22 protein-coding genes and 1 pseudogene are annotated in these 21,955 nt (G+C 71.1%); 15 read left to right on the top strand and 8 right to left on the bottom strand.

The window, feature by feature from the left end; translation table 11 throughout:
* Window positions 1-202 precede the first annotated feature (202 nt).
* From accB to accC, 3 genes are read left to right on the top strand one after another with little or no spacing between them, the layout of a single operon-like run.
* Window positions 203-688, top strand: a complete 486-nt coding sequence (gene accB, locus LAJ50_RS03915; protein WP_130550611.1) for an acetyl-CoA carboxylase biotin carboxyl carrier protein — start codon at window positions 203-205, stop codon at window positions 686-688.
* A gap of 21 nt (window positions 689-709) precedes the next feature.
* Entirely contained in the window at window positions 710-1,144 is a 435-nt protein-coding gene (locus LAJ50_RS03910; RefSeq protein ID WP_138654894.1) for a four helix bundle protein, read from the top strand.
* Complete coding sequence (gene accC, locus LAJ50_RS03905; protein WP_130550609.1) at window positions 1,134-2,501, top strand: acetyl-CoA carboxylase biotin carboxylase subunit; 1,368 nt, start codon at window positions 1,134-1,136, stop codon at window positions 2,499-2,501. The genes LAJ50_RS03910 and accC overlap by 11 nt, the downstream gene beginning before the upstream one ends.
* Window positions 2,502-2,967: 466 nt before the next feature.
* Here accC and LAJ50_RS03900 read toward each other — a convergent pair whose 3' ends face one another.
* Window positions 2,968-3,336 carry a hypothetical protein gene (locus LAJ50_RS03900; RefSeq protein WP_138654896.1) on the bottom strand — a complete coding sequence of 123 codons (369 nt, stop codon included), beginning with the start codon at window positions 3,334-3,336 and terminating at the stop codon, window positions 2,968-2,970.
* Window positions 3,333-4,262: a hypothetical protein gene (locus LAJ50_RS03895; protein ID WP_224096463.1), complete on the bottom strand. Its 930-nt coding sequence runs from the start codon at window positions 4,260-4,262 to the stop codon at window positions 3,333-3,335. Before LAJ50_RS03895 ends, LAJ50_RS03900 begins: the two co-directional genes overlap by 4 nt.
* Before the next feature lie 239 nt (window positions 4,263-4,501).
* Here LAJ50_RS03895 and prmA point away from each other — a divergent pair, with 239 nt between their 5' ends.
* The 11 genes and pseudogenes from prmA (at window position 4,502) to LAJ50_RS03840 (ending at window position 16,845) form a co-directional block, all read left to right on the top strand.
* Window positions 4,502-5,437: a 50S ribosomal protein L11 methyltransferase gene (prmA, locus tag LAJ50_RS03890; protein ID WP_130550607.1), complete on the top strand. Its 936-nt coding sequence runs from the start codon at window positions 4,502-4,504 to the stop codon at window positions 5,435-5,437.
* Between the two features lie 18 nt (window positions 5,438-5,455).
* Window positions 5,456-6,346 carry a DUF3426 domain-containing protein gene (locus LAJ50_RS03885; protein WP_224096462.1) on the top strand — a complete coding sequence of 297 codons (891 nt, stop codon included), beginning with the start codon at window positions 5,456-5,458 and terminating at the stop codon, window positions 6,344-6,346.
* A gap of 132 nt (window positions 6,347-6,478) precedes the next feature.
* Window positions 6,479-6,748, top strand: a complete 270-nt coding sequence (gene fis, locus LAJ50_RS03880; RefSeq protein WP_130516561.1) for a DNA-binding transcriptional regulator Fis — start codon at window positions 6,479-6,481, stop codon at window positions 6,746-6,748.
* A gap of 268 nt (window positions 6,749-7,016) precedes the next feature.
* Window positions 7,017-7,404: pseudogene (locus LAJ50_RS03875) on the top strand (VOC family protein).
* A 349-nt stretch (window positions 7,405-7,753) separates the two neighbouring features.
* Window positions 7,754-9,376 (top strand): bifunctional phosphoribosylaminoimidazolecarboxamide formyltransferase/IMP cyclohydrolase, encoded by a 1,623-nt coding sequence (gene purH / locus LAJ50_RS03870; RefSeq protein WP_130550604.1) that lies wholly within the window; start codon window positions 7,754-7,756, stop codon window positions 9,374-9,376.
* Between the two features lie 131 nt (window positions 9,377-9,507).
* The gene (purD, locus tag LAJ50_RS03865; protein ID WP_138654329.1) at window positions 9,508-10,821 is read left to right on the top strand and encodes a phosphoribosylamine--glycine ligase; all 1,314 of its coding nucleotides are present in this window, start codon (window positions 9,508-9,510) and stop codon (window positions 10,819-10,821) included.
* Between the two features lie 292 nt (window positions 10,822-11,113).
* Window positions 11,114-13,342 (top strand): YccS family putative transporter, encoded by a 2,229-nt coding sequence (gene yccS, locus LAJ50_RS03860; RefSeq protein ID WP_138654331.1) that lies wholly within the window; start codon window positions 11,114-11,116, stop codon window positions 13,340-13,342.
* Between the two features lie 328 nt (window positions 13,343-13,670).
* Window positions 13,671-15,560 (top strand): MFS transporter, encoded by a 1,890-nt coding sequence (locus tag LAJ50_RS03855; RefSeq protein WP_138654333.1) that lies wholly within the window; start codon window positions 13,671-13,673, stop codon window positions 15,558-15,560.
* A gap of 104 nt (window positions 15,561-15,664) precedes the next feature.
* The gene (locus LAJ50_RS03850; RefSeq protein WP_224096540.1) at window positions 15,665-16,045 is read left to right on the top strand and encodes a CD225/dispanin family protein; all 381 of its coding nucleotides are present in this window, start codon (window positions 15,665-15,667) and stop codon (window positions 16,043-16,045) included.
* A complete protein-coding gene (locus tag LAJ50_RS03845) occupies window positions 16,042-16,458 on the top strand; it encodes a DUF2752 domain-containing protein (RefSeq protein WP_224096461.1) in 417 nt (138 codons plus the stop codon). Before LAJ50_RS03850 ends, LAJ50_RS03845 begins: the two co-directional genes overlap by 4 nt.
* Before the next feature lie 204 nt (window positions 16,459-16,662).
* Entirely contained in the window at window positions 16,663-16,845 is a 183-nt protein-coding gene (locus tag LAJ50_RS03840) for a hypothetical protein (protein ID WP_138654337.1), read from the top strand.
* A gap of 27 nt (window positions 16,846-16,872) precedes the next feature.
* On the opposite strand, the gene LAJ50_RS03835 is transcribed toward LAJ50_RS03840, so the two are convergent.
* Genes LAJ50_RS03835 through LAJ50_RS03810 form a run of 6 tightly spaced genes read right to left on the bottom strand, consistent with a single transcriptional unit; the run spans window position 16,873 to window position 21,159 of the window.
* Window positions 16,873-17,760 carry a hypothetical protein gene (locus LAJ50_RS03835; RefSeq protein ID WP_138654339.1) on the bottom strand — a complete coding sequence of 296 codons (888 nt, stop codon included), beginning with the start codon at window positions 17,758-17,760 and terminating at the stop codon, window positions 16,873-16,875.
* 55 nt (window positions 17,761-17,815) lie between these two features.
* Window positions 17,816-18,739 (bottom strand): NAD(+) diphosphatase, encoded by a 924-nt coding sequence (gene nudC / locus LAJ50_RS03830; protein WP_138654341.1) that lies wholly within the window; start codon window positions 18,737-18,739, stop codon window positions 17,816-17,818.
* Window positions 18,739-19,125, bottom strand: a complete 387-nt coding sequence (gene erpA / locus LAJ50_RS03825) for an iron-sulfur cluster insertion protein ErpA (RefSeq protein WP_130516543.1) — start codon at window positions 19,123-19,125, stop codon at window positions 18,739-18,741. The genes nudC and erpA overlap by 1 nt, the downstream gene beginning before the upstream one ends.
* Window positions 19,126-19,157: 32 nt before the next feature.
* On the bottom strand, window positions 19,158-19,919 hold the full coding sequence (locus tag LAJ50_RS03820) for a DUF6776 family protein (protein ID WP_224096460.1): 762 nt from the start codon (window positions 19,917-19,919) through the stop codon (window positions 19,158-19,160).
* Between the two features lie 54 nt (window positions 19,920-19,973).
* Complete coding sequence (locus tag LAJ50_RS03815) at window positions 19,974-20,408, bottom strand: polymer-forming cytoskeletal protein (protein WP_138654343.1); 435 nt, start codon at window positions 20,406-20,408, stop codon at window positions 19,974-19,976.
* 28 nt (window positions 20,409-20,436) lie between these two features.
* Complete coding sequence (locus tag LAJ50_RS03810; RefSeq protein WP_224096459.1) at window positions 20,437-21,159, bottom strand: DUF6776 family protein; 723 nt, start codon at window positions 21,157-21,159, stop codon at window positions 20,437-20,439.
* 162 nt (window positions 21,160-21,321) lie between these two features.
* Between LAJ50_RS03810 and LAJ50_RS03805 the strand changes: the two genes are divergently transcribed.
* The gene (locus LAJ50_RS03805) at window positions 21,322-21,921 is read left to right on the top strand and encodes a DUF4126 domain-containing protein (RefSeq protein WP_130550594.1); all 600 of its coding nucleotides are present in this window, start codon (window positions 21,322-21,324) and stop codon (window positions 21,919-21,921) included.
* The last annotated feature ends 34 nt before the right edge of the window (window positions 21,922-21,955 follow it).

Here is a 21,955-nt window from a genome sequence, read left to right as displayed (position 1 = left end):
CCAGACTGCCGCCTCCTCGCGGAGCGCACCATGGCCGACCAGCAGCATCGATCCCCTTGCCGCGCAGCCCAGCCCGGCGCCTGTGCGCCAATGGCGACGGCCCTCCAGGCGCGCGCCCGCCGCCCCTGATTCCGCGCGCGACCCGGCGACCAAGCCGGGCCCGCCCCCTCCTCCTTATCGCGTTCAACCACCGAGGCCTTTCATGGACCTGCGCAAGATCAAGAAACTCATCGACCTGCTGGAAGAATCCAATCTCGCCGAAATCGAGATCAAGGAAGGCGAGGAGTCCGTCCGGCTGGCGCGCGTGCCCAAGGGCGGCTACGCCGCGCCCGCGGCCGCGCCGGTGGCCTATGCCGCCGCGCCCGCCGCGGCCGAGGCCAAGGCCATGCCGATGAGCTCGCCCACCGAGGCCTCCACGGGCGGTGCGGCCAAGCCCGCCAGCGGCCTGCCCGAGGGCCACGTGCTGCGCTCGCCGATGGTCGGCACCTTCTACGCCTCCCCGGCGCCGGACAAGCCGGCCTTCGTCACCGTCGGCCAGCAGGTCAAGGCCGGCGAGACGCTGGCCATCATCGAGGCGATGAAGATGTTCAACCCGATCGAGGCCGACCAGTCCGGCACCATCGTCGCGGTCATGTGCGAGAGCGGCCAGCCGGTGGAGTTCGATCAGCCGCTGTTTGTGATCGGCTGATCGAGTCGGGATTGGGGATTCGTGATCCGGGATTCGCAACCGCGACCGCATGAGCGCCTTGATGTCTGGCGCGACGCGATGGCGTTGGCCGAATCGGTCTATCGGATCACGGAGCACTTTCCCGACGCTGAGCGTTTCGGACTCACCTCGCAGATGCGCAGAGCCGCCGTCAGCGTTCCTTCCAACATCGCCGAAGGCGCGGCGCGCCGCTCCACGGCCGAGTACCTGCGCTTCCTGTCGATGGCCCGCGGTTCGCTCTCGGAACTGGACACCCAACTCCAACTCGCCGCAAGGCTCGGATTCAGTGATGCCGAGGCGTCTCTGGCCGCATTGCTCGACCGCGTCTTTTCCCGACTCAATGCCCTGATTCGTTCGTTGGACACTCCGCGCTCCACGCGCGAGGACCCCGCCGCTTACGAATCCCCAATCCCGAATCCCGAATCCCATGCTCGATAAAGTCGTCATCGCCAACCGCGGCGAGATCGCGCTGCGCATCCTGCGCGCGTGCCAAACCCTGGGCATCCGCACGGTCGCGGTCCACTCCACCGTCGATCGCAACCTCAAGCACGTGGCCATGGCCGACGAGTCGGTGTGCATCGGTCCGGCGCCCTCGGCCGAGAGCTACCTCAACATCCCGCGCCTGATCGCGGCGGCCGAGGTCACCGACGCCCAGGCCATCCATCCCGGCTACGGCTTCCTGTCGGAGAACGCCGACTTCGCCGAACGCGTGGAGGAGTCGGGCTTCATCTTCATCGGTCCCAAGGCCGACACCATCCGCCTGATGGGCGACAAGGTCGAGGCCATCCGCGCGATGAAGTCGGCCGGCGTGCCCTGCGTGCCCGGCTCGGGCGGCCCGCTGGGCGATGACATCGTGACCAATACCAAGATCGCCCGCGAGATCGGCTATCCGGTGATCATCAAGGCGGCCGGCGGCGGCGGCGGACGCGGCATGCGCGTGGTGCACGCCGAGGGCGCGCTGAAGTCCTCCATCGAGACCACCAAGGCCGAGGCCAAGGCCGCCTTCGGCAACGGCGAGGTCTACATGGAGAAGTACCTGGAGAATCCGCGCCACGTGGAGATCCAGGTGCTGGCCGACGGCCAGGGCAACGCCATCCACCTGGGCGAGCGCGACTGCTCCATGCAGCGCCGCCATCAGAAGGTAGTCGAGGAAGCCCCGGCCCCCGGCATCACCCCGGCGCTGCGCGATGAGATCGGCAAGGTCTGCGTGGATGCGTGCATCCGCATCGGCTATCGCGGCGCGGGGACGTTCGAGTTCCTGTTCGAGGACGGGCGCTTCTACTTCATCGAGATGAACACCCGCATCCAGGTCGAGCATCCGGTCACCGAGATGGTCACCGGCATCGATCTGGTGTGCGAGCAGCTCAAGATCGCCGCGGGCCAGAAGCTGTCGATCAAGCAGAGCGACATCGTGCTCAACGGCCACGCCATCGAGTGCCGCATCAACGCCGAGGATCCGGAGACCTTCATGCCGCATCCGGGCCTGATCCAGCACTTCCATCCGCCGGGCGGCCCCGGTGTGCGCGTGGACACGCACATCTACGAAGGCTACCGCGTGCCGCCGAACTACGACTCGATGATCGGCAAGCTGATCGTGCACGGACCGGACCGCGAGACCGCCATCGCGCGCATGCGCGTGGCCCTGAGCGAGACGGTGGTCGAGGGCATCAAGACCAACATCCCGCTGCAGCAGCGGATCATGCGCGACAAGGGCTTCCAGGCCGGCGGCCAGAACATCCACTATCTGGAAAAGCGCCTGGCCGAGCGCAAGACCAAGGCGATCTCGCTGACCTGATCGGGTCAGCGCATCGCGCAAGAAGTCTCCACCGCAACGCTCGGCCAGCGAGCGCACGTCTCCCACTAGCTTCGCCCCCTCCCTTTCGCCGCAGGCGAAGGGAGGGCCAGGGTGGGGGGCTTTTGCTCTTCGCTTTCGGCGGCTTGATCGGGAAACTCCGACCCTTCCATCCCTCGCCGCGCTGCGCGGAAGGGGGGGGCCAAACCGAAGCCCTGTGCCTGATGCGCGAGGCAGCGGTCTGGCGGGCGGGGGCCGCCTACGAGGCAAGACGCCGAGCGCCCGAATCAGGGCAGGATGCCCGGAGTGAGGGATCAGCGGCTCCTGCCCGCCGGACCGCCGCCCTTTCGAAGCCAGAACCCCCCAATGCCCAGATCCATCGCTTCTGAGAGAGCTACAAAAAAGGCCGGCATTGCGCCGGCCTTTTCATTTCCCGCCACTGCCGCGGCAAGTGCGGCGCCAGGGACCTTCAGTGCTTGGCCGGCGCCGGCTGCGCTGTCCCCTGCAGCGGCTCGGTGCCCAGCGCCGAGCTGGGGCTCACTACCATCACCGTCTCGGTCGATCCGTCCGGCCAGACGATCTGGAAGGTCGAACCCGGCTGCAGCGAAGAGAACGGCATGCCGCTCTGCGCGCGGTACAGGGCGGCGATCTCGGCGGCGCCGGCGCGGCGCGTGTCGCGCTCGGAGCTCACCGACGTCAGCTGGACCTTGGACAGCCCGCGGTAGCGTTCTTCCGCCGTGTCGAGGATCACGATCCCGACCGCGCCAACGGTGTAGGCCACGAACAGCACGGCCCAGCCCCAGGTGCGCACGCCTTTGAGAAAACGCCGCTGCTTCATCTTGCCTCTCCTTGCCTGGTCGACTGCACCAGACGATTGACCATCGTGTCGATCGTGTCGGCGCCCTGGCGCGGCACGGCCGCGTCCATCACGAACGCCGGAAAATCCTGATTGGGATCGCGCGAACAGATGCCGCCGTTGGCGCAGTAGCGCGTCATCAGCACGCTGTCGGGACCGCACGCCAGCCCCAGCTTGCAGGCCGCCAGCTGCCAGGCCAGTTCGGCGAACGAGGTGCCGGCCACCAGGTCGCCGTAGGCATCGTCGCCGCTGGCCGCGGCCCCCAGCGCGCCGGACAGGGCCAGGTAGGCCTGCGGATCGCCCGCGTCCAGCACGCGCTGGACCAGCGCGCGCCGGTACTCGGCGGACGCTTCCAGCGGCTCGCCCAGCGCCAGCAGCGAGGCCTCGGCCGCCAGCTGCCCGCCGCGCGCGGCCTGGCGGCGCTCGGCGACGATGCTGGCGCGGCTGACGCCGTCGGCCTGCGAATAGCCGCCGCAGCGCTCACCCACGCGCGCGCGCGCCTGCGCCATCGCCGTGCCGGCCTGTCCGGCCAGGCCGGCGATGGCGCGGGTGTCGGTGTCGAAGGCCTGCGGGTCCTGCGCATAGCCGGCGCAGTATTCGTCGACCTGGCTGGCGACCCAGCGCGCCTGCACATCGCCGGCCTCGGCCGCGACCTGCAGGCGCTGGCGGTAGTCGTGCAGGTCCTGGACCTGTTCGAACGCGGCGGACAGGTCGGCCGGCAGGCCCTGCAGCGGAATGGACGTCGGGCGACGGTCATGCGCCGGCGTGGTCAGCGCCACGACCGGCAGGCTGTGCAGCGGCATCCGCGTATCGGCGTCGGCCTCCAGCGCCGCGTGCCCGGCGCCGCGCGTGGCGGTCATCGCCCACGCCAGCGCCGCCGCCAGGGCCAGCCCGGCAGCGCAACGCATTGCAGTGCTGCGAAACACCAGATGCCTCATCATCGAGACGACACGCGCATAGCCCTGGAAAGATGCCAGATCGCCGCCGGTGCATGGCGCGGCGAGATTACGGCGGCCGGCAGTCTAGCCGATGCCCCGCAGCATCGCCGCCCGTGCCGGCGCCGGCGCGGACCTGCGTCCCGGTTCTGGGCCTGCGCCGGGGCGATGGTCTAGCATGCCCGGCCCATCGCCCGCCCCTGGCCACGCCCATGCCGTTCCTCGAACTCTCCGTCCCCTGCAGCGAGGCCCGGCAGCCGCGCTACGAGACCGCGCTGGAGGACCTGGGCGCGCTGGCGGTGACCCTGGTCGATGCCGATGCCGACACCAGCAACGAGCGCGCGATCCTGGAGCCAGGCGTGGGCCAGCAGCCGCTGTGGGAGGCGCTGGTGCTGACCGCGCTATTCCCCGAGGAAACCGACGCGCTGGCCCTGCTGGCGGCACTGGAGGCCTTCGATCCTGGGCTGGACTGGAGCCAGGCGAGCTTCCGCACCGTCGCCGACCAGGACTGGGAACGCGCCTGGCTGGACCAGTTCCAGCCGATGGCCTTCGGCGCGCGGACCTGGATCGTGCCGTGGAACCATGACCTGCCCGACGCCGCCCGGGCCGCCGATGCGGCCGTGGTGCGGCTGGACCCGGGGCTGGCCTTCGGCTCGGGCACGCACCCGACCACCGCGCTGTGCCTGCAGTGGCTGGACACGCTGGCCGGCGAAGGGCGGCTGCAGGGCCAGACCGTGCTCGACTTCGGCTGCGGCTCGGGGATCCTGGCACTGGCCGCGCTGAAGCTGGGCGCCGCGGGCGCGGTGGGCGTGGACAACGACCCGCAGGCGCTGATCGCGACCCGCGACAACGCCGAGCGCAACGCGGTCCAGGACCGGCTGCAGGTGTTCCTGCCCGACGACGAGCCGGTGCGCACCTATCCTGTGGTGGTGGCCAACATCCTGGCCGCGGCGCTGGACGCGCTGGCCGCCACGCTGGCCGCGCGCGTGGCGCCGGGCGGGCGCCTGGCCATGAGCGGCATCCTGCACGGCCAGGAGGACGAGCTGCTGGTGCGCTACGCGCCGTGGTTCACCGATCTGCGCGCGACCCGGCAGGAGGACTGGATGCGCATCGACGGCGTGCGCCGCGCCGGGTCGGCCCCGGCCTGAACATGCTTGAATAGGGCGATGAGCGCCTGTCCGCATTGTCACCTGCCGCTGCCGGTCGACCCGGGCACCGGCGCGTGGCCGGCGCACTGCCCGCGCTGCGGCCACGCCCTGGGCGAAGCGGCGCCTGCGCGCGCGGCCGGCAGCATCGCCAGCCTGCTGCGTGCGCCGCCGCAGCGCGAGATGGGCCACTTCACCCGGCCTGCGCCGTCTTCCCTGCCATCCCCCTCTTCCTCACCCGCCGCCGTCGCCGCCGAAGCGCCGCGCGTCGTCGCCGAACACACCCCTCCGCAGCCCCCGGCGTCCGGCCCGGCCGCTGTCGTGCAAGACCTCTCGATGACCGATTCCGACCCCAGCCACGCCCCTCCCGCCAGCGAGGAGCGCGCCGTCGATGTGCACCCCGCGGCGCCCAGCTTCCTGCGCGCCGCCGCGCCGGTGGCGCGCGCCGCGGTGCCGCGCTGGCAGTGGGCGCTGCTGGCCGCGCTGGGCGCGCTGCTGGTGCTGCAGCTGCTGGTGGCCGATCGCGCGCGCCTGGCGCAGAACGCGGCCTGGCGCCCGACGCTGGAACGGCTGTGTGGCGCGCTGCGCTGCACGCTCCCGCCCTGGCAGCAGCCGCGCGACTACACGATGCTGGCCCGCGACGTGCAGCCGATGGCCGAGGCCCAGGGCATGCTGCGCGTGCGCGCCACCTTCCGCAACGACGCGCCCTGGCCGCAGCCCTGGCCTGCGATCGTCCTGTCGCTGTCCGATGCCGACGGCCGGGTGACCGGCGCGCGCGCGCTGCTGCCAGGCGACTACCTCGAACCCGGCCTGCGCGGGACCACGTTGGCTCCGGGCCAAAGCGGCCAGATGACCCTGCCGGTGCGTGAACCGGACGGCGGCGCGGTCGCCTTCGCCTTCGAATTTCGCTGAATACGGCAAGCGGCATCGCCACGCGCGTGCGCCCGCCGCACTCCCGCGCTAGACTCGCTCCCCCGCCGCGCTCCGCCTCGCGTGTCGAACGCCGGCCGGGTTTCATTCGATGCGCCAAACTCCGGGGATGCCTTGAACGCCACGACCCGCCAGGACTCCAGTCGTGGCACGCCCAAGTCGCCGCTGCGCGAGCACGTTGCCCAGTCCGTGCGCCGTTACCTGCGCGACCTCAACGGCTGCGAGGCCGATGACGTGTACGAGATCGTGCTGCGCGAGATGGAAATCCCGCTGTTCGTCGAGGTGCTCAACCATTGCGAAGGCAACCAGAGCCGCGCCGCGGCCCTGCTGGGCATCCACCGCGCCACGCTGCGCAAGAAGCTCAAGGATTACGGGCTGACCTGAGCGGTCGGTGGCCAGTTTCCATCCGGCACGACGCGCGCACGCGTTCGCCGGACGATCCACACCACGCGCCTCCGGACGCGCGTCTCGCTCACGACGCGGACCGCGCTGCGCGCTAGCACCAAACACGTCACATCGGCACTGCGAAGCGGTCAGCCACGAAGCGGACGCGCGGATCGTCGCCATGCCGCATGTGGGGCCAGGAGAGCCGGAGGCATAGACTTCGCTCGGGCAGGCGTTCCCGAACCCGAGAAAGGCAGAGGCATCCGACATGATCGACCACACCGGTATCGCCGTGACCGACTATGAGAAGAGCAAGGCGTTCTACACCCGGGCGCTCGCGCCCCTGGGCTATCGCCTGCTCATGGAAGTGAGCGCGGAACTGACGGGCAGCCACGACATGGCCGGCTTTCGGCGAGCCGCCCAAGACCGACTTCTGGATCAGCAGCGGCGGCCCCAACCGTCCGGCCGTCCACATCGCGTTCCGGGCCGCCGACCGCACGGCGGTCGACGCCTTCCATGCCGCGGCGCTGGCGGCAGGCGGCACCGACAACGGGGCGCCGGGCGTGCGGCCGCACTACCACCCCCACTACTACGCGGCCTTCGTGCGCGACCCGGACGGCCACAACATCGAAGCGGTGTGCCACGCCCCCGCGTGATCGCCAGGACCTGCGATGTCTCCCCCGCGGGACGTGCTCGGCGCCTTGGGCAAGGCTCTGATCCGCGTCATCGGGGGCCCTTCCTGCCGACCGGGGACGGCCTGGCCTGCTTCGGGTCTTCCTGCGGATCTCCCTGAAGGACGGCGACCGCCGTCCTGTTGACGATCCCGGCAGCGGGCCTGCGTCACGCGCGGTCTTCGCCGCATCCGTTCGCGCCGACCGGGGTGCGCGGATTCCCGCCGCATCCGGCGGGAATCCGCCTTCGGCCGGCCTACGCGGCGGCCCGGCCCGCCGCCGCGCCGCGGGGCTCTACAATATCGCCCCCGCGTCGCTTCCCACGTCCTTGCCCATGTCTTCCGATCTGCTGCCCGTGCGCCGGGCCCTGTTGTCCGTTTCCGACAAGACCGGCCTGCTCGAGCTGGCCCGCGCGCTGGCCGCGCGCGGCGTCGAACTGCTCTCCACCGGCGGCACCGCCAAGGCGATCCGCGACGCCGGCCTGCCGGTCAAGGACGTGTCCGAGGTCACCGGCTTCCCCGAGATGATGGACGGCCGGGTCAAGACGCTGCACCCGCTGGTGCACGGCGGCCTGCTGGGCCGCGCCGGTATCGACGATGCGGTGATGGCCCAGCACGGCATCGCCCCGATCGACCTGCTGGTACTCAACCTCTATCCGTTCGAAGCGGTCACCGCCAAGGCCGACTGCACGCTGGCCGACGCGGTGGAGAACATCGACATCGGCGGCCCGGCGATGCTGCGCAGCGCGGCCAAGAACTTCGCGCGCGTGGCGGTGGCGACCTCGCCGGACCAGTACGCCGAGCTGCTGGCCGAGCTGGAGGCCCACGACGGCCAACTCTCGGCCGCCAAGCGCTTCGCGCTGTCGGTGGCCGCGTTCAACCGCGTGGCGCAGTACGACGCGGCGATCAGCAACTACCTGTCCTCGTGCGTGGAGCCTTCCGCGGACGCCGGCAGTGGCGCACGCGGACAGGCCATGGAGACCGCGCCGGAGCGCTCGCTGTTCTCCGCGCAGGCCAACGGCAACTTCGTCAAGGTGATGGACCTGCGCTACGGCGAGAACCCGCACCAGCGCGCTGCCTTCTACCGCGACCTGTATCCGGCGCCCGGCTCGCTGGCCACCTTCGCCCAGCTGCAGGGCAAGGAGCTGAGCTACAACAACATCGCCGACAGCGACGCGGCCTGGGAATGCGTGCGCCAGTTCGACGCGCCGGCCTGCGTCATCGTCAAGCACGCCAATCCCTGCGGCGTGGCCGTGGGCGCGGCCTGCGGCGATGCCTACGAGCTGGCCTACGCCACCGACCCGACCAGCGCCTTCGGCGGCATCATCGCCTTCAACCGCACGCTGGATGCGGCCACGGCCAAGGTGATCCTGGACCGCCAGTTCGTCGAGGTGCTGATCGCGCCGGACTACGAGCAGGGCGCGCTGGACTACGCCACCAAGAAGGCCAACGTGCGCGTGCTGCGCATCCCGCTGGCGCCGCCCTCGCCGCATTTCATCGACACCAAGCGCATCGGCTCGGGCATGCTGATGCAGACCGCCGACGACCGCGTGGTGACCCGCGACGAGCTGAAGGTGGTGACCCAGCTGGCGCCGACCGAGGCGCAGTTCGAGGACCTGCTGTTCGCGTGGAAGGTGGCCAAGTTCGTCAAGTCCAACGCCATCGTCTACGCCAGGGACCACCGCACGATCGGCGTCGGCGCCGGGCAGATGAGCCGGGTGTATTCGGCGCGCATCGCCGGCATCAAGGCCCAGGACGCCGGCCTGGTGGTGGAAGGCTCGGTGATGGCCAGCGATGCGTTCTTCCCGTTCCGCGACGGCATCGACGCCGCCGCGCAGGCCGGCATCAAGGCGGTGATCCAGCCGGGCGGCTCGATGCGCGACGGCGAGGTGATCGCAGCCGCCGACGAGCACGGCATCGCGATGGTCTTCACCGGCGTTCGCCACTTCCGGCACTGAGGAGCCGGGATTGGGGATTCGGGATTGGGGATTCGTAAGCGCGATCTCCCTCCCGACCCACGATCCCGCTTCTGCTTCTGCTTCTGCTTCTAACGAATCCCCAATCCCGAATCCCCAATCCCGGCCCCCCAATGAAAATCCTCGTCATCGGCTCCGGCGGCCGCGAACACGCCCTGGCCTGGAAGCTGGCCCAGTCCGCCCGTGTCAGTGAGGTCCTGGTCGCACCGGGCAATGCCGGCACCGCGACCGAGGGCGGCTGCCGCAACGTGCCGGTCAAGGTCACCGACATCCAAGGGCTGCTCAAGCTCGCCCAGGACGAAGGCGTGGCGCTGACCGTGGTCGGGCCGGAGGTGCCGCTGGTGCTCGGCGTGGTCGATGCGTTCCGCGCCGCGGGTCTGCGCATCTTCGGACCGAGCGCCGCCGCCGCGCAGCTGGAAGGCAGCAAGGCCTTCGCCAAGGACTTCCTCGCCCGCCACGGCATCCCGACCGCGTTCTACCAAGTGCATACCGACGTGGACGCGGCGCTGGCCTATGTGCGCGAGAAGGGCGCGCCGATCGTGATCAAGGCCGACGGCCTGGCCGCGGGCAAGGGCGTGATCGTGGCGATGACGCTGGAGGAGGCCGAGGCCGCGGTGCGCGACATGCTCAGCGGCAACGCCTTCGGGCAGGCCGGCGCACGGGTGGTGATCGAGGAGTTCCTGGACGGCGAGGAAGCCAGCTTCATCTCGATGGTCGACGGGCGCACCGCGCTGCCGATGGCCACCAGCCAGGACCACAAGCGCGTGGGCGACGGCGACACCGGCCCCAACACTGGCGGCATGGGCGCCTACTCGCCCGCGCCGGTGGTGACGCCGCAGGTGCATGACCGGGTGATGCGCGAGGTGGTCGAGCCCACCGTGCAGGGCATGATCGCCGACGGCGTGCCGTTCACCGGCTTCCTCTATGCCGGGCTGATGATCGACGCCAGCGGCGCGCCGAAGGTGATCGAGTTCAACGTGCGCTTCGGCGACCCGGAGACCCAGCCGGTGATGCTGCGCCTGCAGTCGGACCTGGTGGAGCTGGTCGAGGCGGCGATCGACGGCCGGCTCGATGCGGTCCAGGCGCAGTGGGACCCGCGGCCCTCGCTGGGCGTGGTGATCGCCGCCCGCCCGTATCCGGACACGCCGGTCACCGGCGAGGTCATCGGAGGCCTGGACGCCGTGCCGGCCAGCGCCAAGGTCTTCCACGCCGGCACCGCGCTGGACGCGGACGGTGGCGTGGTCAGCGCCGGCGGCCGCGTGCTGTGCGTGGCCGCGCTGGGCGAGGACGTCGCGCAGGCACAGGCCAACGCCTATGCCGGCGTGGCAAAGATCCACTTCGAGCACGCCTTCCATCGCCGCGACATCGGCTGGCGCGCGATCGCGCGCGCAGGGCTGACCGCGCGCGTCTTCGGCACGACAGGCTGACCGGAACGCGCCCCGCCGGGCGCGCTTCTTTTTGCGCCTCGCCAACGCCGGCGGCCGCCGCCGCACCGGCTCGAAGGCGGCATGCGCTGATCTGGCGCCCGCGCCCCGATCCTCCGACCCACACGGCTGAGCGGCCCACGCGGGCCCCGGCGCGCCCGCACCGAGGCGGTGCTGCGCCTGGGCCTCACACGGACACGGCAGGCCGCGTGGCGGGCGCGCGCCAGCCACGTTGCATTGCGTCGGCTTGCGGCACACTGGGACCTCGTCCGCCCCGGTGCCCTGCTCCTCAAGCATGTCCACGTCCTTCGAATCCCGCCTCGGCCGCCTCTGGGCCCACGAGAAGGCCAGCTACGGGCTGCGGGTGTTCATCGCGCTGTCGGTGGCCATGGGCCTGTGCTGGTACCACGACCGGCTGCTGTGGATCCCGCCGCTGTTCCTGGGGATCATCGCCAGCGCGCTGGCCGAGACCGACGACAACTGGCTGGGCCGGACCAAGTCGGTGCTGCTGTCGCTGCTGTGCTTCGTGCTGGCCGCCGGCGCGGTCAAGCTGCTGTTCCCGCATCCGCTGCTGTTCGTGAACAACCTGGCGCTGGCGACCTTCGCCCTGACCCTGCTCGGCGCGCTGGGCGAACGCTATGCCTCGATCGCCACCGGCACGGTCAGCCTGTCGATCTACGCGATGATCGGCATGGACCACGGCATCAGCCCCGCGCCGGCGCACACCGCCGCCAGTTGGCAGGGCACCGGCCTGCTGCTGCTCGGCGCGGCCTGGTACGGACTGCTGTCGATCCTGTGGACGGTGCTGTTCGCCAACCGTCCGGTGCGCGAGCGGCTCGCGCGCCTGTTCTGGGAGCTGGGCCGCTTCCTGCGCCTGAAGGCCGACCTGTTCGAGCCGGTGCGCGAGGTCGACGGGCACGCGCGCCGGCTGGCGCTGGCCCAGCAGAACGCGCGCGTGGTCGAGGCGCTCAACGGCGCCAAGACCGCGATCCTGGCGCGCTTCGGACGCTCGGGCCGGCCCGGCGTGCAGTCGGGCCTGTACTTCCGCCTGTACTACATGGCGCAGGACTTCCACGAACGCGCCAGTTCCTCGCACTACCCCTACGAGGCCCTGACCGAGGCCTTCTTCCACAGCGACGTGCTGTACCGCTGCCAGCGCCTGCTGGCGCTGCAGGGCAAGGCCTGCGCCGCGCTGGGCGTGGCGATCCGCATGCGCACGCCGTTCGAGTACGGCGAACAGACGCGCATCGCCACCGCGGACCTGCGCGAGTCGCTGGCCTTCCTGCGCGACCAGCACAACCCGCGCTGGAACCGCCTGCTCGGCTCGCTGGAGCTGCTGGGCACCAACCTGCAGACCATCGAACGGCGGCTGGCGGAAACCGCCCTGTCGGACACCACCAGCGAGGGCATCGACACGCGCCTGCGCGACGCCTCGCCGCATACGCTGCGCGAGATGGGCGCGCGCCTGGTGGCGCAGCTGACGCCCAAGTCGCTGCTGTTCCGCCATGGGCTGCGCATGGCCATCGCGCTGGCGGTGGGCTACGGGGTGATGCGCGTGATCCATCCCGATCACGGCTTCTGGATCCTGCTGACCACCGCCTTCGTCTGCCGGCCCAGCTACGGTGCCACGCGCCTGCGGCTGGTGCAGCGCATCGCCGGCACGCTGGTGGGCTTGGGCGCCACCTGGGCGCTGATGCAGCTGTTCCCTGGCACCGAGCTGCAGCTGCTGATCGCGCTGGCCGGCGCGCTGGTGTTCTTCGTCACCCGCACCGACCGCTACATGATCGCCACCGCGGCGATCACGGTGATGGCGCTGCTGTGCTTCAACCTGCTGGGCGACGGCTTCCTGCTGATCTGGCCGCGCCTGCTGGATACGGTGATCGGCTGCGCGATCGCCGCGGCGGCCTCGTTCCTGATCCTGCCCGACTGGCAGGGCCGGCGCCTGCACCTGGTGATGGCCGCGGTGGTGCAGGCCTGCACCCGCTACCTGGACGAGGTGCTGGCGCAGTATCGCGGCCGCGGCAGCGACGATCTGGCCTATCGCATCGCCCGGCGCGACATGCACAACGCCGACGCGGCGCTGTCGGCGGCGCTGGCCAACATGGTGCGCGAGCCGGGCTACCTGCGCCGCAACCTGGATGCGGGCTTCCGCTTCCTGGCGCTGTCCAACACGCTGCTGGGCTATCTCTCGGCGCTGGGCGCGCACCGCGCCACGCTGCCACCGCATGCCGACGACGCGCTCATCGACCAGGCCGGCCAGCGCCTGCACGACGCGCTGAGCCAGGCCGCGAGCGCGCTGTCCGCGCGCCAGCCGCCGCCGGCCGACCTGGATGCCGGCGTGGCCGAGCTGGCAGACACGCTCGAACAGATGCCCGAGGACATCGAGGACAAGCAGCGCCTGCTGCGCACCCAGCTGGCCCTGATCCTGCGCCTGCTGCCGAAGCTGCGCGCCGCCGCCGACGAGGTGATCCGCGGCCCCGTCTCCGAGCCCGGCACATCCGGCGCCAGCGCGGCGCCAGCCTAAGAGCAACCTCTCCCCATCCCTCCCTTCGCTTCGCGAAAGAGAGGGGGCAGAGCTTGGTGGGAGCCGCCAAGGCGGCGACGGGCTTTACCGGGAAAGCCTCATCGCCGCCTTGGCGGCTCCCACAGAGCGCGTCAACGATAAGGCCCGTTCACCCCGCGCTCCGCGCTCGACCCCGCCGCGCCACCCTGCAGCGCACACATCCCGAATCCCCAATCCCGAATCCCCAATCCCGAATCCCCAATCCCGAATCCCCGCTCCCCCAATCCCCGCTTCCCCAACCCACCCGCGATGGCCTAGGCTGCGCCCCAGCTCTCGCACGGAATCGCGCATGTCCTCGGGCCACAACCAGTTCGAGCTGCTCAGGCAGCGCCGCTTCCTGCCGTTCTTCGCCGTCCAGTGCTTCGGCGCCTTCAACGACAACGTGTACCGCCAGGCCATCATCGGCCTGCTGTTCTACCTGGGCATCGACGCGCAGCAGCGCACGCTGTACACCAACCTGGCGCCAGCGCTGTTCATCCTGCCCTACTTCCTGTTCTCCTCCATCGCCGGGCAGATCGCCGAGAAGCTGGAGAAGCAGCGGCTGATCGTGATCACCACCACGATGGAGATCTGCATCATGACGCTGGCCGCGGTCGGCTTCATGACGCAGAACCTGCCCGTACTGCTGGTGGCGCTGTTCTGCACCGGCACCCAGTCCACCCTGTTCGGCCCGGTCAAGTATTCGATCCTGCCCTCGGTGCTCAAGCCGGAGGAACTCACCGGCGGCAACGGCCTGGTGGAGATGGGCACCTCGCTGTCGATCCTGGTGGGCATGATCTTCGGCGGCCTGATCTTCCAGATCGCCGGCACGCACGGCCCGATCACCGCGGCCACGGCGGTGATCGCGTTCGCGGTGGCCGGCAACCTGGTCGCGCGGATGGTGCCGCGGGTGGAGGCCGGCGCGCCGGACCTCAAGCTCAACTGGAACCTGCTCTCCGAATCGCTGGCCATCATGCGCCTGGCGCGCAAGCAGCTGGCGGTGCGCAACGCGATCCTGGGCGTGTCCTGGTTCTGGTTCATCGGCACCGTGCTGACCGCGCAGCTGCCCACCTATGCCGAGGTCAACCTGGGCGGCACGCCCTCGCTGTACATCTTCGCCCTGGCGCTGTTCTCCATCGGCACCGGCACCGGCTCGCTGCTGTGCGAGAAGCTCTCCGGGCGCGTGGTGGAGATCGGCCTGGTGCCGCTGGGCGCGTTCGGCATCACCGCCTTCATGCTCGACCTGTATTTCGCCCGCCCGGGCGCGGCCGCGCACAGCGGGCTGAGCGTGATGCAGTTCCTGCAGGCGCACGGCGGCTGGCGCATCTGCATGGACCTGGTCGGCATCGGCCTGTTCACCGGCTTCTTCGTGGTGCCGCTGTTCGCGCTGATCCAGAGCCGCACCCCGCGCAGCGAACTCTCGCGCGTGATCGCCGGGGTCAACATCCAGAACTCGCTGTTCATCGTCATCGCCGCGGTGCTGGGCATCGCGGTGCAGCGCTTCCTGGGCTGGTCGATCCCGCAGGTGTTCCTGGCGTTGGCCATCGCCAACGCGGTGGTGGCGATCTGGATCTTCTCGATCGTGCCCGAGTTCCTGATGCGCTTCCTGAGCTGGGTGATGGTGCGCGCGCTGTACCGGCTGCGCCTGCACGGCATCGAGCGCAGCATCCCCGACGAGGGCCCCGCGCTGATCGTGTGCAACCACGTCAGCTACATGGACGCGCTGATCCTGTCGGCCGCGATCCCGCGCCCGGTGCGCTTCGTCATGTACTACAGGATCTTCAACATCCCGGTGATGCGCTGGATCTTCCGCAACGCCAAGGCCATTCCGATCGCCGGCGCGCGCGAGAACCCGGCGCTGATGCAGGAGGCCTTCGAACAGATCGACGCGGCGCTGGCCGACGGCCAGCTGGTGGGCATCTTCCCCGAGGGCGCGCTGACCAAGGACGGACAGATGGCCGCGTTCAAGTCCGGCGTGGAGAAGATCCTCGAACGCCGGCCGGTGCCGGTGGTGCCGATGGCGCTGCGCGGCATGTGGGCCAGCATGTGGTCGCACCGTGACTCGCGCCTGCACCGCATGCGCCTGCCGCGTCGCTCCCGCGCGCGCATCGAGGTCGTCGCCGGCGCACCGATGCCCGCCGACAGCAGCGCCGAGCAGCTCGAAGCCCGCGTGCGCGCATTGCGCGGCGATGCTGCCTGAAGCGCCGCGCAGTTCGCAGGATCACGACGCTGGACTAGACTCCAGCCACCAACCCCTGGGGAGATGAGTAGATGAGCACGATTCCGCCACCACCCGGCCCGCCGATGCCGCCGTCCGATCCGCCGCCGTACACGCCGCCGCCCTACACTCCGCCGTCGCAGGCCGCCGCGCCGGGCCCGGTGCCCAATCATCTGGTGTGGGCGATCCTGGCCACGGTGTTCAGCCTGTGCCTGTGCTGCGGCATTCCCGGCCTGATCACCGGCATCGTGGCGATCGTGTTCGCCGCCAAGGTCAACAGCCTGCTGGCCGCCGGCGACTTCGCCGGAGCGCAGCGCGCCTCGCGCACCGCCAAGACCTGGTGCATCGTGACCACGGTGTTCGCCGTCATCGGCATCGCGGTGATGATCTACAACTTCGCCAGCGGCCACGCGATGGCCAACTACGAGCTGATGATGCAGCAGATCCGGGCCCAGGCCGGACAGTGATCGCGCTGACGCGCCCGCGCGTGCTCCTGCTGGCGGCGACCGTTCCGGTGGTCGCCGCCGGCGCGATGCTGCTGCGGGTGGTCGATCCCAACCAGCCGGGCAATCTGCTGCCGCGCTGCCTCTTCCACGGCCTGACCGGGCTGTGGTGCCCGGGCTGCGGCATGACCCGCGCCCTGCACGCGCTGCTGCAGGGCGATCTGCCCACCGCGCTGCACATGAATCCGCTGGGCATGGCGATGCTGCCGCTGCTGCCGATGATGCTGTTCTGGTCGTGGGGCTGGCAGCCGCGCGTGCTGCGGCCCTTCATGCGCTGGGCGATGGACCCGCGGGTATGGCTGGTGGTGATCCCGGCCTACTGGCTGCTGCGCAACCTGCCGTGGTTTCCCTTCACGCTGCTGGCGCCGCCGGCTTGAGTGCTCGCACGGCGTGAGCGCTGACAGGGCGTGAGGGCAGCCGCCGCCTGACGTCAGCGCGGGCAAACGCTCGTCGCGTTCGGGCGCCTGCGCCGTTCGCGGAAATCTTTCTTCTCGCCAACCCGCGAACGTGGGGATCCAGGGACGTTCGCTCGGATCGCCAACGTCCATGGGCTCGCGCTTTCGCGGGAGTGACGAGTCTTTGTGATCTATCTGAAGCCGGAACGCGGGTTCGAGCGGCAGACGTGTCGCAGCGGCCAGGCGTTCGACGGAGCGCGGCATGCCCGCGATCTCGCTTCGATCACCTACTTCACCGCCCTCCATGGCGCGAGACTCGCTGGCTGGCGGATCGACCGGCCCGGCCATCCATGGCCGGGCGTTCGCTGACGCGCGCGGCAGTGCCGCGCAAGCGCGTCAGCTCACCCACCCCGCAATCACCAGCAGCGCCATCACCGCCAGCCACAGCAGCAGGATGCGCCAGACCAGGCTCATCGCGTCGCGCAGGTCGGGCATGTCCAGCAGCTGCGGCGGCGGGGGCAGGCCGTCGTCGAGGTAGTCCTGCACTTCCTCGGCGACTTCGGCGCTGACGTCGGCACGCGCGGCCGCGCCGAGGAAGCCGGTATCCAGCCGCCAGCGGTTGCCGCCGGCGCCGAGCCAGGCGCGGAACACCGTGTCGAAGTTGCCCATCAGCGCCATCGACAGCGTCATCAGCTGCGCCACCGGCCAGTCCAGCAGGGTCAGCAGCCGCGCCGCGCCGGCGCGGTGCGCCTCGGGCAGGGCATCGGCCGCCGGGCCGCGCGCGGACAAGGCGCACAGCCGGTACAGCACCGCGCCGGCGGGCCCGAGCAGCGCGAACCAGAACACCACCGAGAACCAGCGCGTCAGCGCAGCGCGGAACACCGCCTCGACCAGGCCCGGTGCGTCGTCGCTGTCGGGCCCCAGCCGGGCCATCGCCACGCGCTGGCTGGCCACGTCCTGCGCATCGAGCACCGCATGCACGTCGGCATCCAGGTCGCCCGGGCCCCAGGCCCAGACCATCACCGCCACGCCGAAGACCAGGCCCAGCAGGCCCAGGAGCGGCGCATGCAGCAAGGCCTGCACCACGATCACCAGCACCAGCCACGGCGCGATCGCCACCGCGACCCCGGCCGGCCCGGTCCACACCCCGCTGCCGCCCAGCCGCGCCTGCAGCCAGCGCAACCAGCGCGCGTACAGGTCGTGGCGCCGCCACGCGGCCACCGCGTGCGGCGCCAGCTGGCCCAGCACCACCGTCACCACGATCGCCACCAGCGTGATCGACATTTCGAAGGCTCCCTTGCGTGGCGGGGATTCTAGATCGCCATCGCCGCCGACGGGCTCACGCCGTCATCTTGCGGTGCCAGTGGGCGATGAGCGCGCGGGCGATGGACAGCGGCGGCGACAGCAGCAGCTCGCCCTCGCCGCGCAGCGCGGCGCCGACTTCCTCCACGCTGCACCAGCGCGCATCTTCCAGTTCGCCGTTGACGCGCGGTGCGTCGGGCTCGGCATCGGCCTCGAAGCCCAGCATCAGCGCGCCAGGGAACGGCCACGGCTGCGACCCCAGATAGCGCGCCGCGCGCACCCGCACCTGGGTCTCCTCCAGCACCTCGCGGGTCACGGTCTGCTCCAGGCTCTCGCCCGGCTCGACGAAACCGGCCACCACCGAATAGCGCTGCGCCGGCCACGCCGCCTGGCGCCCCAGCAGCAGCCGCGTGCCGTCGCTGACGGCCACGATCACCGCCGGGTCCACGCGCGGGTAGTGCTCGGCGCGGCACTGCAGGCAGCGCGCGATATAGCCGGCGCGACGCAGTTCCAGCCGGCCGCCGCAGACGTTGCAGAAGCGCGTGCGCCGCTGCCAGTGCAGCAGCGCGCGCGCCTGGGCGAAGGCGGTCGAATCGGCGTGCGCCCAGTCGCTGGCGGCCTGGCGCAGCTCCATCCGCCCCGGCGCCTGGAAGGCGACCACGTCGGAAGAGATCGCGAACCACGCCACCTCCCCGCGCAGGCCCAGGAACGTCGCCAGCCCCGGCCCGCCGCCCAGCTGCTCGCCGGTGGGCGCCAGCAGCTCGCCGTGGCGATCGGCGTAGGCCAGCCCGTCCGGGTCGATCACCAGCACCCGCGCCTGCGGCCACAGCGCGGCCAGCGCGCGCGGGTCGTCGCGCAGCGCGTCGGCGCGGTCGAGCGGCTCGGCCACGAACGAAAAACCGGACAAGGGTCCGGTCTGCAGAGGCAACGGCGTGCGTGCGCCGCCCGCGTCGGACGGCATCACATGCTGAAGCTGCTGCCGCAGCCGCAGGTGGTCTTGGCGTTGGGGTTGCGGATCACGAACTGCGCGCCGGTCAGGCTCTCGGTGTAGTCCACCTCGGCGCCCATCAGATACTGCAGGCTGAGCGGATCGACCAGCAGGGTGACCTCGTCGGTGCGCACGGCCACGTCGTCCTCGGCGCGGTTCTCGTCGAACTCGAAGCCGTACTGGAAGCCCGAGCAGCCGCCGCCCTCGATGTAGACGCGCAGCGCCAGGTCGGCGTTGCCTTCCTCGGCGATCAGCTCGCGCACCTTGGCCGCGGCGGCGTGGGTGAAGTTGAGCGGCCGCTCCAGCGACTGGTAATCCGGCGCCGGGGTCGCGTTGGGCAGGGAAACGAGCGTGCTCATGGCGGCAAGGATGGGGCCAGGACGGGGCCAGTTCAACCCGGGCGCTGGGCCGCATCGTCCTGCGCGTCGGCGGCCTGCGCCCAGGTGAAGGACTGGTCCACGCGCTCGCCGTTGTCCGGCTGCAGGCGCGCGGTGACGCGCAGCGGCTGGAAGTCCGGCGGCAGCACGATCTCGCCCTCGATCTGCTGGAAATACTTGAACGAATACGCCATGCCGTCGGCCTGGCTCTGCTGGCGCAGCCGGCCCCAGTCCAGCGTCTCCAGCTTGCCGCCGCGCGTGCCCTCCACGCTCAGCTGCAGGCGGCCGCGGTTGACCGCGCCACGGTTGAGGTTCTGGGTGAGCGTGGCGGTGAAGTGCCAGGCCTGGTCGGTCTGTGGCTGCAGCTTGAGCTCGTGCACCGCCAGCCCGCGCCGCTGCGCGGTGGCGCCGACGAAGCGCTCGTAGAACGCCACGTCCGCGCGCAGGCCGGCGATCTGCTCCTCGCGGTCGCTGAGGGTGGCCTGCAGGTCGCGGTTGGCCTCGCGGCTGATCTGGTCCGAGCGCGAGAGCGTGGCGACCTGCTGCTCCAGTTCACGCACGCGAACCTGTGCGGCATGCCATTGCGCCGAGGTCGGCCCCTGCCGGGCGCCGGCGCCGAACACCGTCCAAAGCCCCCAGGCGCCGAAGCCCAGCGCAAGCACCAGCACGGCCAGCAGCCCGTAGACCGTCAGCCGCGCGCCCCGGCTCACCGGCAGCAGATGCGGGCCTTCGGACGCCGGACGCGGCGCGCCGGCGGACGGATCGTTCGCGGACATGGCGCCAGCTTAGTCGGCCGCTTCTGAACAGGGCCGAGCGCGCGCCCGCGCGGCCTACGCGTTGGCTGCGGCCGGCAGCGCGTCCAGCTGCGCCGGCAAGGGCGCTGTGGCCTGCGCCGGCTCGCCCTCTGCCAGGTGCATCAGCTGGCCCACCAGCACCGCGCCGGCGCGCATCTCCACCACCCTGTAGTGGATGTTGCCGCTGACCTGTGCCCTGGGCGCCAGTTCCACCCGCTCGGTCGCGCGTACATCGCCCTCGATGCGGCCATTGACGATCACCACCGGCACGTCGACCACGCCTTCGATCAGGCCGGACTCGCTCAGCGTCAGCGTGGCCGGCTGGCCGGGCGCGGCGAAGACGCGGCCGTGGATGCGGCCCTCGACCACCAGTCCGCCGCTGAACTGCAGGTCGCCATGCAGCACCACCTGCGCGCCGATCAGGGTGTCGACGGCCTGGCCGTCGTGCCAGCTGCTCTTCTTCTTCAACATGCACGCTCCGTGGGACGAGGGGATGGGGTCAGCCGCGGGCGGGCGACCAGTCGAACGCGCGCTCGACCGGCGCCCGTTCGGGCGCCTGCAGGCTCACGCGCACGCGCTGCGGGGTGAAGCCGGCCGGCAGCACGATGCGCCCGGACAACTCCTGGAAGTAGCGGAAGGAGAATGCCTGCGGCGCGGTCTCGCCACCGGCGTGCAGCTGCGCCCAGTCCAGCGTCTCGTGCCGGCCCGCGCGCACGCCCTCCACCGCCAGGCGCATCTGCCCGGTGCTGATCGCGTCGCGGTCCAGGGTCTGGGTCAGCACGATCCGGTAGCCGAACGCGCCATCGCCCTGGGCGGTGAACTTCGAGGAGAACACGGTCAGGTCGGTGCGCTGGGCGGTGGGCCCGGCCAAGCGCGCGTAGAAGGCCAAGTCGCTGCGCAGGTCGTTGATCTGGGTCTCGCGCTGGGCCAGGGTGTCCTGCAGGTCCAGGTTGGCCGCGCGGCTGATGCGGTCGGACTGCTCCAGCACCACCACGCGGCGGCGCAGCTCGGCGGCCTCGCGGCTGGACTGGCGCAGCGCGGCCTCGGCGCCCGCCGCGCGCTGGCGCAGCTGGTCCACGCCGGCCGGACGCGCCAGCCAGAGCGCGGCGACGGCGACCAGCGCCAGCGAGGCCAACCACCCCAGCGCCAGCAGGACCGGCGCCGGCAGGCGACGAGCCGGCCGGCCCCGGACGATGCGGTACTGCGGCGCGCTGGAATGCATGGCGAAAGTGGCCCCGGGTGGAAGCCGGCACGGCCCGCCCACCGTTCCGCGCGCCTGCACGGGCACGGCCCCGGCGGGACCTATACTGGCGATTGACCGACGGGACCTGGCGTTCCCCTCCCGTCGCCGCCCAGTCTAGATGACCTTTGGAGCGTGTTGGCCATGACCGAAGCGCATCTGTTCGTGATCGGGATCCTGCTGGCGTGGATGGCCGGCATCCGCGCCTACCTGACGGTATTCGGCATCGGCCTGGCCGGGCTGCTGGGCTGGGTCGAACTGCCGCCGGCGCTGCAGGCCACGCAGTCGTGGTGGGTGCTGGGCACCTCCGGCGCGCTGGCGCTGGCCGAGTTCTTCGCCGACAAGATCCCCGGCGTGGATTCGGTCTGGGACCTGCTGCAGACCCTGGCGCGGGTGCCGGCCGGCGCCTTCCTGGCGGCGGCCACGCTCTCGCCCGACGGCCACCTGGGCACCGGCGCGCTGGCGGCCGGCGCCGGCGTGGCGTTGACCAGCCACCTGCTCAAGGCCGGCTCGCGCGCGCTGCTCAACACCTCGCCCGAACCGGTCAGCAACTGGACCGCCTCGCTCGCCGAGGACGTGGTGGTCACCGGCGGCCTGGCCCTGGCGCTGGCCCATCCCTGGCTGGCGCTGTCGGTGGCGGTGGTGCTGAGCGTGACCATCGCGGTGGTGCTGGGCTGGATCGCACGCGCGGTGTGGCGGCGGCTGCGGCCCCGGCAGACACCTCCGGCCGCATCGCGTCCGTAAGCGCATCGAGAACCCGTTTTAACGGCAGTCCGTC

Source organism: Pseudoxanthomonas sp. X-1 (genome assembly GCF_020042665.1).
GTDB lineage: Bacteria > Pseudomonadota > Gammaproteobacteria > Xanthomonadales > Xanthomonadaceae > Pseudoxanthomonas_A > Pseudoxanthomonas_A spadix_A.
This window is presented reverse-complemented; position numbering and strand designations above follow the sequence as displayed.

Excerpts from the sequence above, each read along its gene's own strand:
- accB (WP_130550611.1), top strand. The coding sequence starts at position 203 with ATGGACCTGCGCAAGATCAAGAAACTCATCGACCTGCTGGAAGAATCC.
- accC (WP_130550609.1), top strand. The coding sequence starts at position 1,134 with ATGCTCGATAAAGTCGTCATCGCCAACCGCGGCGAGATCGCGCTGCGC.
- LAJ50_RS03900 (WP_138654896.1), bottom strand. The coding sequence starts at position 3,336 with ATGAAGCAGCGGCGTTTTCTCAAAGGCGTGCGCACCTGGGGCTGGGCC.
- LAJ50_RS03895 (WP_224096463.1), bottom strand. The coding sequence starts at position 4,262 with ATGCGTTGCGCTGCCGGGCTGGCCCTGGCGGCGGCGCTGGCGTGGGCG.
- prmA (WP_130550607.1), top strand. The coding sequence starts at position 4,502 with ATGCCGTTCCTCGAACTCTCCGTCCCCTGCAGCGAGGCCCGGCAGCCG.
- LAJ50_RS03885 (WP_224096462.1), top strand. The coding sequence starts at position 5,456 with ATGAGCGCCTGTCCGCATTGTCACCTGCCGCTGCCGGTCGACCCGGGC.
- purH (WP_130550604.1), top strand. The coding sequence starts at position 7,754 with ATGTCTTCCGATCTGCTGCCCGTGCGCCGGGCCCTGTTGTCCGTTTCC.
- purD (WP_138654329.1), top strand. The coding sequence starts at position 9,508 with ATGAAAATCCTCGTCATCGGCTCCGGCGGCCGCGAACACGCCCTGGCC.
- yccS (WP_138654331.1), top strand. The coding sequence starts at position 11,114 with ATGTCCACGTCCTTCGAATCCCGCCTCGGCCGCCTCTGGGCCCACGAG.
- LAJ50_RS03855 (WP_138654333.1), top strand. The coding sequence starts at position 13,671 with ATGTCCTCGGGCCACAACCAGTTCGAGCTGCTCAGGCAGCGCCGCTTC.
- LAJ50_RS03850 (WP_224096540.1), top strand. The coding sequence starts at position 15,665 with ATGCCGCCGTCCGATCCGCCGCCGTACACGCCGCCGCCCTACACTCCG.
- LAJ50_RS03835 (WP_138654339.1), bottom strand. The coding sequence starts at position 17,760 with ATGTCGATCACGCTGGTGGCGATCGTGGTGACGGTGGTGCTGGGCCAG.
- nudC (WP_138654341.1), bottom strand. The coding sequence starts at position 18,739 with ATGCCGTCCGACGCGGGCGGCGCACGCACGCCGTTGCCTCTGCAGACC.
- erpA (WP_130516543.1), bottom strand. The coding sequence starts at position 19,125 with ATGAGCACGCTCGTTTCCCTGCCCAACGCGACCCCGGCGCCGGATTAC.
- LAJ50_RS03820 (WP_224096460.1), bottom strand. The coding sequence starts at position 19,919 with ATGTCCGCGAACGATCCGTCCGCCGGCGCGCCGCGTCCGGCGTCCGAA.
- LAJ50_RS03815 (WP_138654343.1), bottom strand. The coding sequence starts at position 20,408 with ATGTTGAAGAAGAAGAGCAGCTGGCACGACGGCCAGGCCGTCGACACC.
- LAJ50_RS03810 (WP_224096459.1), bottom strand. The coding sequence starts at position 21,159 with ATGCATTCCAGCGCGCCGCAGTACCGCATCGTCCGGGGCCGGCCGGCT.
- LAJ50_RS03805 (WP_130550594.1), top strand. The coding sequence starts at position 21,322 with ATGACCGAAGCGCATCTGTTCGTGATCGGGATCCTGCTGGCGTGGATG.